The organism is Streptomyces sp. DSM 40868 (assembly GCF_011820545.1).
GTDB lineage: Bacteria > Actinomycetota > Actinomycetes > Streptomycetales > Streptomycetaceae > Streptomyces > Streptomyces eurythermus.
Window position 1 is genome coordinate 6,808,208 of record NZ_CP050504.1, and the last position, 15,644, is coordinate 6,823,851.

Here is a 15,644-nt window from a genome sequence, read left to right on the forward strand (position 1 = left end):
AGTTCAGAAAACGCTGTCTGTCGCCGAGAAGACGAACGAGAACTCCGCCGGTTCGGCCCGCAGGTGGTACCGGGGCAGCGGGCCCGGGCCACAGGACTGGGAGCCGATGCCGTGCTGCCCGTGGTCGAGGTTCACCCAGACCGTGTCGCCGGGCACCAGGTCGGTGCGGTGGGCGGCGGCGTCCAGCTGCTCGGTGGTCCAGCGGCGGGCGGTCAGGAAGAACGCCGGGTCGCCCTCGATCCGCAGGCCGCCCAGCTCCGCCCAGCGCACGTCGATCCGGGCGCCGTTCTCCTGCGGGCGTACGTACGGCGTCTGGAGGTCGTCCACGGCCGCCTCCCAGCGGCCGGTCAGCGCCGCCGCCCGGGTGTCCGGATACGCCTCGCCCGGTCCGCCGCCGTACCACCGCACCCGGTCGGCGGCCCGCAGGCCGAAGCGGATGCCGAGGCGGGGCAGCGGGACGGTCCAGTCGCCGTCCGGGACGGTGGACACCGTCAGCCGGAGCCGGTCGCCGTCCGACGTCCACCGGTACACCGTCGCGAGCCCCGTCTCCCGGGCGGCCGGCGCCACCCGGGTACGGACCGTCAGGGCGTCCTCGCCCGACTCCACCGCGTCCAGGCGGTGCCGCATCCGGTGCAGGCCCAGCTTCCGCCACAGCGGCCCGTGGCGCAGGTCGCCCTGCCAGGCCGCGCCGTCGTCGTTGTCGGTGGTGGCCCGCCACACGTCCAGCCGCAGACCCGTCACCGGCACGCCGCCGATCGTCCGCACCGCACCGGTCCGGGCGTCGAACGTGGCCGGACCCAGGACGATCACCCCGTCACCGGGCACCGGCCGGGCGGTCGCGGCGACGGACGGCACCCGGCGCTCCGTCACCGGGATCTGGCCCCAGGCGACGACATGCCCCGCCGGCGCCCAGGCGGCGCCGGTGGCGAGCCGTGCCCGGACGGTCCACAGCGCCTCGCCGGACGGCGCCCCGTCCGGTACGGCGGGCAGCTCGACCTCGGCGGACTCGCCGGGAGCCAGCGCGGGCACCGGCAGCGTCCCCTCCGCCACCGGTTCGCCCTCGACCTCGTACGACCAGGAGAACGCCAGCGCCGAAAGGTCGGCGAAGTCGTAGCCGTTGGTGACGCGGACGGTGCCGGCCGTGCCGTCGCCGGTGAGGGTGACGGGCTCGATCACCTTCTTGTACTCGATCAGCCCCGGGGACGGCCGCCGGTCCGGGAACAGCAGGCCGTCGCAGACGAAGTTGCCGTCGTGCAGTTCCTCGCCGAAGTCGCCGCCGTAGGCGTACCCCAGCCCGGGATGGGCGATGCCGTGGTCGATCCACTCCCAGACGAAGCCGCCCTGGAGCCGGTCGTAGGAGCGGAACAGCCGCTGGTAGTCGGCGAGTCCGCCGGGGCCGTTGCCCATGGCGTGGGCGTACTCGCACAGGATGAAGGGCAGTTGGCGGCGCCGGCGCGGCCCGCCGTCCAGGCCCCGGCCGATCCGCTCCACCTCGGCGTGGCTCGCGTACATCCGTGAATACACGTCCGTGTCGCGGCAGTCGGCGTCGCCCTCGTAGTGCAGCAGCCGGGAGGCGTCACGGCCGCGGATCCACTCGGCCATCGCGGTCAGGCCCCGTCCGGTGCCGGCCTCGTTGCCCAGCGACCACACCACGACCGACGGGTGGTTCTTGTCCCGCTCCACCATCCGGGCCGCCCGGTCCAGCAGGGCCGGCGTCCACCGGTCGTCGTCGACCGGGTTGTCCCGCCAGCCCTGTTCGGTGAAGCCGTGCGTCTCCAGGTCGCACTCGTCGATCACCCACAGCCCGAACTCGTCGCACAGGTCGAGGAAGGCCGGGTGCGGGGGATAGTGGGAGGTGCGGACCGCGTTGATGTTGTGCCGCTTCATCAGCAGCACGTCCTCGCGCATCGTCGCGAGGTCCAGCGCCCGGCCCTTCTCGGGGTGCCACTCGTGCCGGTTGACGCCCTTGAACAGGACCGCCTTCCCGTTGACCTTGAGCAGCCCGTCCGACAACTCCACCGTGCGGAAGCCGATGCGCAGCGGCACCCGCTCGCCCTCGGTGGCCAGCACCCCCTCGTACAGCCGGGGTGTCTCCGCCGACCACGGCTCCACCGGCACCGTCACCGGTTCCCCGGTGGGCACGTCGACGCCCAGCTCCGGCACGGTCACCCGGCCGTCCGTGTCGGAGTCGACCCGCAGCGTGCCCGTGCCGGTGGTGTGGTCGTAGGAGGCGTGCACGAAGAAGTCGAGGACGCAGCCCGCCGGGCGGTGCAGCAGGGTGACGTCCCGGAAGATGCCCGGCAGCCACCACTGGTCCTGGTCCTCCAGGTACGAGCCCGCCGACCACTGGTGCACCCGCACGGCCAGCACGTTGCCGGCCGGCCTCAGCAAGTGTCCGACCGCGAACTCGTGCGGCAGCCGGGAGCCCTTGAACTCGCCGAGGTCCGTGCCGTTCAGCCAGACCCGGGCGCAGGACTCCACGCCGTCGAAGCGGAGCACCGCGCCCCCCTCCGCCGGCCAGCCGTCGGGCAGGTCGAACACGCGCAGGTGGTCGCCGGTCGGGTTCTCGGTCGGCACCCGGGGCGGGTCGACCGGGAAGGGATAGAGATGGTTGGTGTAGGCGGGGGAGCCGTGGCCCTGGAGCACCCAGTGGCCGGGCACCGAGACCTCCGCCCAGCCGTCGGCGTCGTACCCGCGCGCCGCGAAGGAGTCGTCCTCGGCGTCGGCCGTGTCCGACAGCCGGAAGCGCCAGGTGCCGTCGAGGGACAGGGACGGGGCGTCGGAGGACGCGTACCAGGCGCGGGGCGGCAGCGCCCCGGAGCCCGGCGAGACGTCCTCGACGTACTCGGTGGTCGTGGTCACGGACATGGGTCTCCTAGCTCAGCCCTTGATGCCGGTCTGCGCGATCCCCTGCACCAGCCAGCGCTGGAGGAAGAGGAACACGAACAGCAGGGGCAGGATCGAGATGGCGGTCGCCATGAAGATCAGGTGGTAGTTGACGGTCTGGTTGGTCATGTACGACGAGAGCGCGACCTGCACGGTCCAGGCGCTCGGGTCCTGGCCGATGACCAGCGGCCACAGGAAGGCGTTCCAGCCGCTGATGAAGGTGATCGTGGCGATCGCCGCGAAGAAGTTCAGCGAGTTCGGCACCACGACACGCCAGTACGCGCCCCAGTATCCGAGCCCGTCCACGCGCGCCGCCTCCTCCAGTTCCTTGGGGAACCCGAGGAAGTACTGCCGGAACAGGAAGCAGGTGAAACCGCTGAACAGCCCCGGGATGATCAGCCCCCGGTAGCTGTCCACCCAGCCGAGTGACGACACCAGCACGAAACTCGGCACGAAAGTGACCGCGGCCGGGACCATCAGGGTCACCAGGACGGCGTAGAAGACCTTGTCGGCGTGCCGGTAGGGGATGCGGGCGAGGGCGTAGCCGGCCAGCGAGCACACGAGCAGGGTGCCGACCGTGTGCAGGACGCCGACGACCAGCGAGTTCCACATCGACCGGCCGAAGTCCACCGTCGGGTCGTCGAACGGCTCGGTGATGTTGCCCCACTGGATGTGGCTCGGGAAGAACTTCCAGTCCTCGCCGGTGATCTCCGGGTCGGTGGACAGGGCGTTGCGGACCAGCAGATAGAACGGGACGAGGAAGAGCAGCGCGGCGACGCTGGTCGCGAGGTACAGCCCGGTGGAGCCCATCAGGCCGCCGCGCCGGGCGCGGCCGCGGGACTCGGGTGCGGTGGTGGTCACTTGGACTCCTCCCCCCTGCCGAAGCCCATGATCTTTCCCTGGAACAGGGTGACGACGCAGATCAGCACGGTCAGCACCACGGCGCCCGCGCTGCCCTTGCCGTAGTTCTGGTCCTGGCCGAGCGCGGTGTAGTACAGCTCGACCAGCGGCGGACGGCCCCAGGTGGTCTTGGACAGCAGGTTGAAGAACTCGTCGAAGGCCTGGTAGGCGGCCACGAGCAGCAGCAGGATGACGGCCGTCGAAGTGGCCCGCAGCTGCGGCAGCGTGATGTGCCGGAAGGTCTGCCAGCCGGGCTTGGCCCCGTCGATGGCGGCCGCCTCGTACAGCTCCCGCGGGATGTTCTGGAGCGCGGCCAGGAACAGGATCATGTAGAAGCCGGACTGGAGCCACAGCCGCGCGGTGATGATGACCAGCCAGTACCAGGGCGGGTCCGGGCTGGCGAGCCAGGCGGTGTTGTCCACGCCGAACAGGCCGAGGACGGTGTTGGCCAGACCGAAGCGCACCCCGTTGAAGAGGGACATCCTCCAGATCAGCGAGGCGGCGACATAGCTGCACGCGGTCGGCAGGAAGAACACCGAACGGTAGAACGCCCGCATGAACCGCAGCCGGTTCACCAGCAGCGCCAGGCCCAGCGAGAGCGCCCAGGTGGTGGGCACGATGAAGGCGGCGAACACGGTGAAGGTGCCGAGCGAGCCCATGAACCCGCTGTCGGACAGGATCTCCCGGTAGTTGCCCAGCCCCACGAACTCGCTGGGCGTCACCGTGAAGCGGGCCTCGAAGAAGCTGAGGTAGAGGCTCCAGCCGATCGGGACGTAGACGAAGACGGCCAGCCCGAGCAGGAACGGGCCGGTGAAGAGCCAGAAGTTGAGGGTGCGGCTGCCGCGCAGCCGCCGCCGGGGCGGGGCCCCGGCGGCGCGGGCCGTCCCCGCGCGCGTGGTGGTGGTCGACATCTCGGGATCCGTCCGGCGGCCTATCCGAACAGCTTCTTCAGCTCGGCGTTCACCGTCTTGTCGCACCGGTCGAGCGCGGCCTCGGGATCACCGCCCTTGCGGACGCAGTCGGCGAAGAGGTCCTCCGTCGCGGTGATCATCGCCTGGGTCCAGCCGATGTTGTCGAAGTGCCCGTACTCGTTGAAGAGCCGCACGCCCTCCGCCGGCAGTCCCGACTCCAGTTTGCCGGTCGCCTGCGCGATGGAGGTGCGGGGCGGGATGTGGAAGCCGTACGAGGTCGCCCAGTCCTCCTGGTACTGCTTCTGGTCGAGCCACAGCCACTTGACGTACTCCTTGGCCGCGTCGACGTTCTTCCCCTTGGCGTTGACGAACATCGACCAGCCGCCGTTGTAGACGGACGGCCGGCCCGCGTCACCGACCTTCGGGAACGGCATGATGCCGAGGTCGTCACCGAGGGTCTGCTGGAACTGCGGCATGGCCCACATCCCGCAGAACTGTATGGCGCACAGGCCCTGGCTCAGCGCCGACGGGTCCCAGAAGTCGGCCGGGGCGTCCAGCAGCAGATGGCCGCTGGTGAACAGCTTCCGCATCGTCCTCAGGCCCGCGACCACGGCGTCCGTGTGATAGGCGATCTCGTTCTTCTCGTTCAGGGTGTCCGCGCCGGCCGACCAGATCAGCGGGTTGATCACCGCGTGCAGGTCGTTGCCGAGGAACAGGCCCTTGACCTTGCTCGTGGTGAGCCTGGCGGCGGCCTCCACCAGTTCGTCCAGCGTCCGCGGCGGCTCGACGCCCGCCTTCTGGAGCATCGACTTGCGGTAGAAGAAGAACTGCGGGTCGTCGATCATCCGCACGCCGTAGACCTTGCCGTCCACCGTGTGCGACTGGATGTCGGCCCGGTTGAAGTCGTCCTTGACCGGTGCGATGAGATCGGTCAGGTCCGCGACCTGGCCGCTTCTGACGAGCTGGATCTGCGGGTGGAACTCGAACAGGTCCGGCGCCTGGTCGGTGAGCAGGGACGCGAAGAGTTTGCTCTCGAAGTTGGAGCCGGTGATCCACTGCGTGGTCACGTCCGCCTTGGAGTACGCCTTCGCGTAGCGCTTGATCGCCTGCTCGGTGCCCGGTTCGCCGTAGGCGTGGAAGTACTGCACCAGCCGCTTGCCCGAACCCGAGCCGCCGCCACGCCCGTTGTTGCTTCCGCACGCGCCGAGCGTCCCGGCGGCGGCCAGGCCCGCGGCGGCCCGGAGTATCGATCGACGGTCCCAGGTGCTGCTGTGTGCCGACATGCTGACGTCCTTGTCTGGTCGAGTGCGGCTACGGCTCGCACGCCCGGTGCCCGAGGGCCGAAGGGGGTGTGGTGCGGGACGCTAACCTTCGCCTAAGGCTTCGGCAAGGGGTTGGACGAAGTGCGTACGAGTTGTTGCCCGCCGTTCGGGATCGCGAACGGGCTTACAGCGAACGGGAGATGGGCCGTGTCAGGTCGGCGGTGCCGTACGGCTGCCCGCCCGCGGGCGTCGCACCGTCCGCTGCCCGACCGATCGCAGCGCCCCCTCCAGGGCGAACGTGGCCGCGCCGAGGGACACCGGGTCGGTGGGGACCGGGGAGAGCACGATCTCGGTGGCGGCCAGCGGCCGGCGCAGCGCGTGCCGGGCGACCGCCCGGCGGACCTCGTCGAGCAGCGGCTCGCCCAGCCGGGCGGCCACCCAGCTGCTGAGCACGACCACTTCGGGATTGAGCAGATTGATCAGGTCGGCGATGCCCGCGCCGAGGTAACGGGCGGTGTCCTGGACCACCTTGAGCGCCACCGGGTCCTGCCCGGCGACCGCGCGGGCCAGCGCGTCGATGGTGGCCGTCTGGTCCTGGGGGTGCAACAGCGGGGAGCCCGGGTCGAGTTCGCTCAGGTTCCGCATGATGCCGGGTGCCCCGACGTACGTCTCCACACAGCCGTGGTTGCCGCAGTGGCAGGGCCGGCCGTCCAGGACGAGCGTGGTGTGCCCCCATTCGCCGGCGCTGTTGCTCACCCCCCGGTGCAGCCCGCCGCCGAGCGCGAGCCCGGCGCCGACCCCGGTACCGAGGTTGACCACCACGGCGTCCCCGCGGCCCCGCGCCGCCCCGAACCACAGCTCGGCCACCGCGCAGGCACGCAACGGGTTGTCCAAGTAGAGCGGGTAGGCGATGTGTTCGGCGAGCAGATCGAGCAACGGCACGTCGTGCCAGTCCCAGTTGGGCGCGTACTCGGCGACCCCCGAGTCCCGGTCCACCTGGCCCGGCACGCTCACCCCGACGCCGAGCACCCGGGCCGCCTCGACGCCCGCCTGGGCGACCACCGAGCCGACCGCGGCGGCGACATGCCCCACCACCTGCTCGGGCCGGCTCTCCCCGGGCCGCATGTCCTCGTCGGCCCGGGCCAGTACGTTCAGCGCCAGGTCGAACAGCTCGACGTGGACGTACGTCTCCGCGATGTCCACGCCGATCAGCGCGCCGCCCGACGCGTTGACGGCGACCAGCCCCCGGGGGCGGCCGCCGGCCGAGTCCTCGAAGCCCACCTCCGTGATCATGCGGAGGTCCAGCAGTTCGCCGACGAGTGTGGCCACCGTGGCCAGGCTCAGCCCGGTGGCGGCGGCCAACTCCTGCCGGGAGGTGGGGGACTCGGCGATGATCTGGCGCAGCACCTCGTAACGGTTCGCGGTGCGGATGTCGCGCGATGTGCGCTTCACGCGGCTGTCCCTCCCTTTCCGTCCGGCCCGGCCCAGGCGGCATGACACCGGCGCGGCGTCAGGCTATGGGCTGGGTGTCGCGTTCGACAAGGGGTTAGGAAAGGGGGTGGAGGAAGTGCGGCGGTCCGCCGGGGCAGGTCACCGGGTCACTGCGGTGCCCCGCCGCCGGCCGGTCGCCGTGCCTGTCCGGCCGGCCGTTCCCGTCACTCCCCGAGGAGGTCCCGTACGAAGCCGTTGGTGAACGTGCCCGCCGGGTCCAGCGCGCGGGCCAGCGCGCGGAAGTCGGCGAGCCGGGCGTACCGGTCGCGGAGGTCCGCCGCCGGGATGCCGAAGACCTTCCCCCAGTGCGGACGCGGATCGAACGGGGCCAGCGCCTCCTCCAGCCGGCGCACCACCGGAAGTACCGCCGGCTCGTCGCGCACCCAGGTGAAGTGCAGCGCGACCGAGTCCCGGGCGTGGGCGGGGCTGAGCCACTGCGCGTCGGCGGCGATCGTGCGCACCTCGCAGATCTGGAGCACCCCGGCGACCGTCTCCCGGATGGCGTCCACCGCGTGCAGCGCGTCCAGCGCGGCCGCGCGCGGCAGCAGGTACTCCGACTGGATCTCCTCGCCGTTGCTGGGCGTGAACTCGGCCCGGAAGTGCGGCAGTCGCTCGTGCCAGGGCCCCGGCACCCCCAACTGGCGCGTGCAGTTGGCGGCGGGCATCCCCGGCACCGGGTGCAGTGCCTCGGTCGCTGGCTCGGCCCACGGGAAGTCCACCGCCGGCTGATCGGTCCGGCGCTTGACCCACACCTGCCTGAAGCCCGGCCGCCGCCAGTCGGTGAACAGGCTCACGCTGTACGCCGACCCCGCCACCGCCTCGAAGTCCAGGCCGTCCAACGGCAGTTCGGTGAACACGTGCTGCTCGACCTCGTAGGCCGGTTCCAGGTCCAGGGTGAGGGCGGTGACCACGCCGAGGGCGCCGAGCGAGGTCACGGCGCCGTCGAAGCGGGCGTCCCCGCGGCCTGTCGTGACCGTCGATCCGTCGGCGGTGAGCAGCTCCACCTCCCGCACGGCCACCGCGAGCGGAGCGTTGTGCACCCCCGAGCCATGGGTGCCGGTCGCCACCGAGCCCGCCACCGAGATGTGCGGCAGCGAGGCCATGTTGGGCAGCGCCAGCCCCCGGGCGTGCACCGCCTGGGCGAGTTCGGCGTACCGGACGCCCCCGGACACCCGGACCGTACGGGCCGCGGTGTCCACGTCGATCACCGGAGGCAGACCGGCGATCGACACCAGCACCCCCTCCTCGCCGGGGTCGGCGATCCGGTTGAAGGAGTGCCCGCTGCCCAGGACCCGCACCTTCGGGCTGCCCGCCACCACCGCCCGCAGCTCCTGCGTCGATCGCGGGCGGTGGAACTCCTTGACCGTATAGGTGACGCTCCGCGCCCAGTTGGTGACCGTCTCCGTCACGTCCGTCATCCTGTCTCCCGCACGTCGTGATCCATTGACCCTCTCATCGGCCGGGACCTACCGTAGAGAACGGTTGCTGTCCGTGCGTCACCGAGCCGGGAGGCCCTTTCCTTGACCGAGCGGCCCCGCGCCCTGTTCGCCATGACAGCCCGGAACGTGCCGGAGGTGTTCCCGCCGAAGCTGCTGGAGCGGCTGCGGGCGTGCGTGGACGTCGATCCCGCCCTGGTGGCCGAGGACTTCACCGAACCCCGGGTACGGGAAGCGCTCGCCCGGACCGAGATCCTCATCACCGGCTGGGGCTGCCCCCGCCTGGACCGGGCCGTCCTGGACGCGGCCCCGCGCCTGCGGGCCGTGCTGCACGCGGCCGGCTCGGTCAAGGGGTTCACCACCCCCGAGGTGTGGCGGCGGGGCATCGCCGTCTCCTCGGCCGCCGAGGCCAACGCCGTACCCGTCGCCGAATACACCCTGGCCATGATCCTGCTCGCCGGCAAGGACGTCTTCGCCCTCCGCGACGAGACACGCGCCCGGCGCGCCTTCCCCTACGACGGCATCCTCCCCGGCATCGGCAACCACGGCCGCCGCGTCGGCGTCGTCGGCGCCTCCCGGGTCGGCCGCCGCCTGATCGAGCTGCTCCGCCCGCACGACCTCGACGTCACGCTCGCCGACCCGTACGTGGACGCCGCCGAGGCCGCCCGGCTCGGCGTACGGCTGTTGCCGCTGGACGACCTGCTGCGCACCTGCGACATCGTCAGCCTGCACGCGCCGCAGACCGCCGAGACCCACCGGCTGATCGACACCCGCCGGCTCGGCCTCATGCGCGACGGAGCCGTGCTGATCAACACCGCGCGCGGCGCCTTGGTCGACCACGAGGCACTGATCGCGCACCTGCGCTCCGGACGCCTGAGCGCCGTCCTGGACGTGACCGACCCCGAGCCACTGCCCGCCGGCTCCGCGCTGTACGACCTGCCGAACGCCTTCGTCACCCCGCACCTGGCGGGCTCGCTGGGCAACGAGGTGGCCCGCCTCGGCCGGGCGATGGTGGAGGAGGCCGAGCGGCTGTCGTCCGGCGAGGCACTGCGGCACACGGTCGACGAGGCGGTACTGGAACGCACGGCCTGAACGCCGACGCGGCTACGCATTCCCTCGCCTGATCGGCGAAGCACGAGACGATCCGAGGAGAAGCCGGAGGGGCTGCGCCGGCGCCCCCGCCGACGGCGACGGCCCCGACGCCGCGCTCGGCCTGGGGCCGGCGCCCTGCCGCCGGCCGGGGTCCGGGGCGCCCCCGTACCCGACCCGGCGCTGCCGCCCGGCACCGCCGTACCCGACCACATTGCGCGCCGGGCGGGGACCCGGCACGGCTGAGCCCCGGGCGGGGGCATACGGTGTGATCCGTACGCCTGAACCGGGAGGAGAAAGACGAATGGGCAGTCGTACCGCGCTGGTCGAGGATCTGATGGAGCGGTTCCCGCACGTCCCGCGGGAGGCCGTCTTCAAAGAGGACCTGCTGCGGGGCGGTGTCGCCTTCGACAAGTCCGCCCTGAGCGACAACGAGGACGGGGACGTCAAGCCGAAGTCCTACTTCATCTTCTCCTTCGACCACGGCACCCTGCCCGAGCTGGGCGAGGCCGCGCTGCGCCGGCCCCCGGAGGAGATCATCCTCACCGGCGGTCCGTACGACCTGCGGCGCACCGTGGTCTCCGTACGGGTGAACCCCGCCTCGCCGTACCGGGTCGCCGCCGACGAGGAGGGGCTGCTCGGGCTCTACCTCGACGGCACGCGCATCGCCGACGTCGGCGTCCCGCCGATGCCCGAGTACTACCGGCACACCCTGTCCAACGGGAAGTCCGTGATGGAGGTCGCACCGACCATCCAGTGGGGCTACCTGATCTACCTCACCGTCTTCCGGGTCTGCCAGTACTTCGGCGCCAAGGAGGAGTGCCAGTATTGCGACATCAACCACAACTGGCGCCAGCACAAGGCGGCCGGGCGGCCGTACACCGGGGTCAAGGACGTCGAGGAGGTCCTCGAAGCCCTGGAGATCATCGACCGGTACGACACCCAGAAGGCGTCCACCGCCTACACCCTCACCGGCGGCGCGATCACCTCCAAGGTGGCGGGCCGGGACGAGGCCGACTTCTACGGCCACTACGCCAAGGCCATCGAGGAGCGCTTCCCGGGCCGCTGGATCGGCAAGGTCGTCGCCCAGGCGCTGCCCAAGGCGGACGTACAGCGGTTCAAGGACTACGGCGTGCAGATCTACCACCCCAACTTCGAGGTGTGGGACCGCCGGCTGTTCGAGCTGTACTGCCCCGGCAAGGAGCGCTACGTCGGCCGGGACGAGTGGCACCGCCGCATCCTGGACTCCGCCGAGATCTTCGGCGCGCGCAACGTCATCCCGAACTTCGTGGCGGGCGTGGAGATGGCCGAGCCCTTCGGCTTCACCACCGTCGACGAGGCCATCGCCTCCACCACCGAGGGCCTGCGCTTCTTCATGTCCCACGGCATCACGCCCCGCTTCACCACCTGGTGCCCGGAGCCCACCACCCCGCTCGGCAAGGCCAACCCGCAGGGCGCGCCGCTGGAGTACCACATCCGCCTGCTGGAGGCCTACCGGCAGACCATGGACGACTTCGGCCTGTCCTCCCCGCCCGGCTACGGCCCGCCCGGACCCGGCCGCGCCGTGTTCTCCGTCAGCTCCTTCATGGACAGCCTGCCCGCGGACGAACCGGACGGCCGGCGAGAGCTCGACGGGGCGGCGTCCACGGCGAGTTGAGGAGCCGGGAAAAAACCCTTTGACGCACGGCCCCGCCCGCGGGCTAGAGTTGGGCCACACGCCGAGGTGGCGTGCGAACGACGAGTGAGAACGAGGAGGTGTCGACCGATGGCTGTCACTGTGCTGGGCGCTGCCCTCATCCAGGAACTCCTCAAGTCCACCTCCGTGGCCGCCGGCTGAACCCACCGCGCCTCGTGCGCGTGTGTCCGGGGCCGCCCTTGTGAAGGGTCTCTCCCGTTGTCTTCCACCTCTGCTGTGTTCTCCGCGCTCGCTCCCTACGGCTGGGACGAGGACTGGGCCGCCGCGTTCGCCCCGTACGAGGCCGACGGGCTGGTGCCCGGCCGGGTCGTGCGGGTCGACCGGGGCCAGTGCGACGTCGTCACCGCGGCCGGCACCGTCCGGGCCGACACCGAGTACGTCGTGCCCCGCGACCCGATGAAGGTCGTGTGCACCGGGGACTGGGTCGCCGTCGACCCCGACGGCGACCCGCGCTACGCCCGCGCCTACCTGCCCCGCCGCACCGCCTTCGTCCGCTCCACCTCCTCCAAGCGGTCCGAGGGACAGATCCTCGCCGCCAACGTCGACCACGCCGTCGTCGCCGTGTCCCTCGCCGTGGAACTCGACCTCGGCCGCGTCGAACGGTTCCTCGCCCTCGCCTGGGAGTCCGGCGCCCAGCCCGTCGTCGTCCTCACCAAGGCCGACCTCGTGCCCGACCCGGTCACCCTCGCCCACCTGGTGCGGGACGTGGAGACCAGCGCGCCCGGCGTGCCCGTGCTCAGCGTCAGCGCCCTGCACGGCGACGGGCTCGACGTGCTCGTGGCACTCGTCGGCTCCGGTACGAGCGTGCTGCTCGGCCAGTCCGGCGCCGGCAAGTCCACCCTCGCCAACGTGCTCGTCGGCGCGGACGTCATGGACGTACAGGCCGCCCGGGACGTCGACGGCAAGGGCCGGCACACCACCACCACCCGCAACCTGCTCCCCCTGCCCACCGGCGGGGTCCTCATCGACACCCCCGGGCTGCGCGGGGTCGGCCTCTACGACGCGGAGGGCGGCGTCGGACAGGTCTTCGCCGAGATCGAGGAGCTCGCCGAAGGGTGCCGGTTCCACGACTGCGCCCACGAGAGCGAGCCGGGGTGCGCGGTGCGCGCCGCCGTGGCCGACGGCAGTCTTCCCGAGCGCCGGCTGGACAGCTACCGCAAGCTGATGCGGGAGAACCAGTGGATCGCCGCCAAGACCGACGCCCGGGTCCGCGCGGAACTCCGCCGGGACTGGAAGCGGAAGGGCGCCGAGGGCCGGGCGGCGATGGAGGCCAAGCGCGGCCGCTGGAGCTAGGGGGCCCCGGGGGCTGGCCGGCCCCGGGAGCTAGGTGTCCGATTCCCGCTGGCCCCGGCCTTCCCGTCCGGCCCACACTGGGACACGTGAAGGACGAAGACAGCAGGTACGAGGCGGTACGCAGCCGGGACGCACGGTTCGACGGGGTGTTCTTCTTCGCCGTCGAGACCACCGGCATCTACTGCCGTCCCAGCTGCCCGGCCGTGCCGCCGAAACGGCACAACGTACGGTTCTTCGCGACGGCCGCCGCCGCGCAGCGCTCCGGTTTCCGGGCCTGCCGGCGGTGCCGGCCGGACGCCGTGCCCGGCTCGGCCGAGTGGAACGTCCGCGCGGACGTCACCGGCCGGGCCATGCGCCTGATCGCCGACGGCGTCGTGGACCGGGAGGGCGTCGCCGGGCTCGCCGCGCGGCTCGGCTACAGCGCCCGGCAGGTGCAGCGCCAGCTCACCGCCGAACTCGGGGCCGGGCCCGTGGCGCTCGCCCGGACCCAGCGCGCGCACACCGCGCGCGTGCTGCTCCAGACCACCGGACTGCCGGTGACCGAGATCGCGTTCGCGTCCGGGTTCAACAGTTTGCGTCAATTCAACGACACCATCCGCGAGGTCTACGCCGCGACCCCGACCGAGCTGCGGGCCGCCGCCGGCGGGGACCGGGCCGCCCGCCGGGCCACACCCGGCACGGGCATCCCGCTCCGGCTCGCCCACCGCGGCCCCTACCAGGCGGCGGCCGTCTTCGACCAGCTCGCCCGGGAGGCCGTCCCCGGCGTCGAGGAGGTGACCGGCGCACCCGGCGCCCGCACCTACCGGCGCACCCTGCGGCTGCCCTACGGCACCGGGATCGCCGCCGTCCGGGAACGCGTCCACTGCGCCCGGTCCCGCGGCGGAACCCACCCGGGCGGCTGGCTCGACGCCCGGGTACGCCTCACCGACCCCAGGGACCTCACCACCGCGGTGCAGCGGCTGCGCAGGCTGTTCGACCTGGACGCCGACCCGTACGCCGTCGATGAACGGCTCGGCGCCGACCCCCGGCTCGCCCCGCTCGTCGCCGCCCGCCCCGGGCTGCGCTCGCCCGGCGCCGTGGACCCGCTGGAGCCCGCCGTACGCGCCCTGTCCGGCCCCGAAGGCGCCGGGGAACTGGTACGCCGGTACGGCAAACCGCTCGACGCGCCGCACGGCGGCCTCACCCACCTCTTCCCCGAGCCCGCCGTCCTCGCCGAGGCCGAGCCCGGCGGCCCGCTGGGCGCGCTCGCCGCCGCCCTCGCCGACGGCACCGTACGGCTGGACCCGGGCGCCGACCGGCACACCGCCGAGGAGGCCCTGCTCGCCCTGCCCGGCATGGACCCGGACACCGTCGCCACCCTCCGTGTCCGCGCCCTCGGCGACCCCGACGTCGCCCCGCCCGGCGCCGGCCTCCCCGACACCTGGCGGCCCTGGCGGTCGTACGCCGTCCGGCACCTGCGGGTGGCGGGGGAGCGGATCCCCTGAGGGCCGGGCCCACCGGGAAGCACCGACCCCATCACCCACGAAGCGAGGAACACCGGTCCGATGACCACCGTGTACTACACCCACCTGGACGCCCCCGTCGGGCCGCTGCTGCTCACCGCGGACGCGGACGGCGCGCTCACCTCGCTGTCGGTGCCCGGGCAGAAGGGCGGGCGGAGCGTGCGCGACGACTGGCGGGCCGACCCCGGCCCGTTCCGGGCCGCCGCCGAGCAGCTCGCCGCGTACTTCGCCGGCGAGCGGACCGAGTTCCGGCTGCCGCTGCGGGCGTCCGGCACCGAGTTCCGGCGGGCGGTGTGGGCCGCGCTGGACGAGGTGCCCTACGGCACCACCGTCACCTACGGGGAGATCGCCGCCCGGATCGGCGCGGCCCGCGTCGCCGTGCGCGCCGTCGGCGGGGCGATCGGCGCCAACCCGCTGCTCATCCTGCGCCCCTGCCACCGGGTGATCGGCGCGAACGGCACGCTGACCGGATACGCGGGCGGCCTCGAGCGCAAACTCCGCCTGCTCACCCTGGAGGGCGCCCTCCAGCCCGGGACGCCCGCACACCCGGAAGGGGTGCCCTCGGGGCCCGCGGACTAGAGGCATCACCGCCGGCGTACCCCCAGTCCCTCGCGCGGGGCACGGCTAGCCTTCCGGTATGGAAACAGTCCTGGTGAGCGCGTGTCTGCGCGGGGTGCCGTGTCGATTCGACGGCCGGCACAAGGCGTCTCCGGAGGTCGAGACCTTGGTCGCCGGCCGGGAGCCGGTCTCCTTCTGCCCGGAGACCGCGGGCGGTCTCATGACCCCGAGGCGCCCCGCCGAGCTGGTCGGCGGCGACGGGCACGCCGTGCTCGACGGCGTGGCACGCGTGGTCGACGACATGGGCCGCGACGTGACGGCGGAGTTCGTCGCCGGAGCCCGCCTCGCGCTCGCGGCGGCCCGGCGCGGCGGCTGCCGGGAGGCCCTGCTGATGCCGCGCAGCCCCTCGTGCGGCCGCGGCACGGTCTACGACGGCTCGTTCACCGGCCGGCTGACGGCAGGCGACGGAGTCACCGCGGCCCTGCTCGAACGGAACGGCATCACGGTCCGGCCCGCGCCCGGAGCGTGAAGGAGCGGGTGGGCGACGGCTGGTCACGGCTTGTCCCAGTGGCTCGGCCCGTCCGGTAGCCCCGGGAGGGGGCCGGGATCCGTGGCGATGA

12 protein-coding genes are annotated in these 15,644 nt (G+C 72.6%); 6 read left to right on the forward strand and 6 right to left on the reverse strand.

Annotated features, from left to right (window positions below; translation table 11 throughout):
- Positions 1-3: 3 nt before the first annotated feature.
- From HB370_RS30995 to HB370_RS31020, 6 genes are all read right to left on the reverse strand, one after another.
- Entirely contained in the window at positions 4-2,868 is a 2,865-nt protein-coding gene (locus HB370_RS30995; protein ID WP_030777902.1) for a glycoside hydrolase family 2 TIM barrel-domain containing protein, read from the reverse strand.
- 12 nt (positions 2,869-2,880) lie between these two features.
- Positions 2,881-3,747 (reverse strand): carbohydrate ABC transporter permease, encoded by an 867-nt coding sequence (locus HB370_RS31000; RefSeq protein WP_030777904.1) that lies wholly within the window; start codon positions 3,745-3,747, stop codon positions 2,881-2,883.
- On the reverse strand, positions 3,744-4,697 hold the full coding sequence (locus HB370_RS31005; protein WP_030777907.1) for a sugar ABC transporter permease: 954 nt from the start codon (positions 4,695-4,697) through the stop codon (positions 3,744-3,746). The genes HB370_RS31000 and HB370_RS31005 overlap by 4 nt, the downstream gene beginning before the upstream one ends.
- A 20-nt stretch (positions 4,698-4,717) precedes the next feature.
- Complete coding sequence (locus HB370_RS31010; protein WP_030777908.1) at positions 4,718-5,980, reverse strand: sugar ABC transporter substrate-binding protein; 1,263 nt, start codon at positions 5,978-5,980, stop codon at positions 4,718-4,720.
- 189 nt (positions 5,981-6,169) lie between these two features.
- Positions 6,170-7,411: an ROK family transcriptional regulator gene (locus tag HB370_RS31015; protein ID WP_030777910.1), complete on the reverse strand. Its 1,242-nt coding sequence runs from the start codon at positions 7,409-7,411 to the stop codon at positions 6,170-6,172.
- A gap of 203 nt (positions 7,412-7,614) precedes the next feature.
- Positions 7,615-8,868 carry an FAD-binding protein gene (locus HB370_RS31020; RefSeq protein WP_030777912.1) on the reverse strand — a complete coding sequence of 418 codons (1,254 nt, stop codon included), beginning with the start codon at positions 8,866-8,868 and terminating at the stop codon, positions 7,615-7,617.
- 102 nt (positions 8,869-8,970) lie between these two features.
- Here HB370_RS31020 and HB370_RS31025 point away from each other — a divergent pair, with 102 nt between their 5' ends.
- The 6 genes from HB370_RS31025 to HB370_RS31050 all read left to right on the forward strand — a co-directional run bounded on the left by HB370_RS31025 (position 8,971) and on the right by HB370_RS31050 (position 15,553).
- Positions 8,971-9,978 carry a hydroxyacid dehydrogenase gene (locus tag HB370_RS31025; RefSeq protein WP_030777914.1) on the forward strand — a complete coding sequence of 336 codons (1,008 nt, stop codon included), beginning with the start codon at positions 8,971-8,973 and terminating at the stop codon, positions 9,976-9,978.
- Between the two features lie 301 nt (positions 9,979-10,279).
- Positions 10,280-11,632 (forward strand): radical SAM protein, encoded by a 1,353-nt coding sequence (locus tag HB370_RS31030; protein ID WP_030777916.1) that lies wholly within the window; start codon positions 10,280-10,282, stop codon positions 11,630-11,632.
- 237 nt (positions 11,633-11,869) lie between these two features.
- Positions 11,870-12,964 (forward strand): ribosome small subunit-dependent GTPase A, encoded by a 1,095-nt coding sequence (gene rsgA, locus HB370_RS31035; RefSeq protein ID WP_030777918.1) that lies wholly within the window; start codon positions 11,870-11,872, stop codon positions 12,962-12,964.
- An 86-nt stretch (positions 12,965-13,050) separates the two neighbouring features.
- Positions 13,051-14,448, forward strand: coding sequence for a DNA-3-methyladenine glycosylase 2 family protein (locus tag HB370_RS31040; protein ID WP_030777919.1), 1,398 nt, complete (start codon positions 13,051-13,053; stop codon positions 14,446-14,448).
- A gap of 60 nt (positions 14,449-14,508) precedes the next feature.
- Positions 14,509-15,045, forward strand: a complete 537-nt coding sequence (locus tag HB370_RS31045; RefSeq protein ID WP_037700643.1) for a methylated-DNA--[protein]-cysteine S-methyltransferase — start codon at positions 14,509-14,511, stop codon at positions 15,043-15,045.
- Between the two features lie 58 nt (positions 15,046-15,103).
- A complete protein-coding gene (locus tag HB370_RS31050) occupies positions 15,104-15,553 on the forward strand; it encodes a DUF523 domain-containing protein (protein ID WP_030777924.1) in 450 nt (149 codons plus the stop codon).
- Positions 15,554-15,644 lie beyond the last annotated feature (91 nt).

What these genes read in the sequence shown, in the direction of transcription:
- HB370_RS30995 (WP_030777902.1), bottom strand. Translation starts at nt 2,868, where the DNA reads ATGTCCGTGACCACGACCACCGAGTACGTCGAGGACGTCTCGCCGGGC.
- HB370_RS31005 (WP_030777907.1), bottom strand. Translation starts at nt 4,697, where the DNA reads ATGTCGACCACCACCACGCGCGCGGGGACGGCCCGCGCCGCCGGGGCC.
- HB370_RS31010 (WP_030777908.1), bottom strand. Translation starts at nt 5,980, where the DNA reads ATGTCGGCACACAGCAGCACCTGGGACCGTCGATCGATACTCCGGGCC.
- HB370_RS31020 (WP_030777912.1), bottom strand. Translation starts at nt 8,868, where the DNA reads ATGACGGACGTGACGGAGACGGTCACCAACTGGGCGCGGAGCGTCACC.
- HB370_RS31030 (WP_030777916.1), top strand. Translation starts at nt 10,280, where the DNA reads ATGGGCAGTCGTACCGCGCTGGTCGAGGATCTGATGGAGCGGTTCCCG.
- HB370_RS31045 (WP_037700643.1), top strand. Translation starts at nt 14,509, where the DNA reads ATGACCACCGTGTACTACACCCACCTGGACGCCCCCGTCGGGCCGCTG.
- HB370_RS31050 (WP_030777924.1), top strand. Translation starts at nt 15,104, where the DNA reads ATGGAAACAGTCCTGGTGAGCGCGTGTCTGCGCGGGGTGCCGTGTCGA.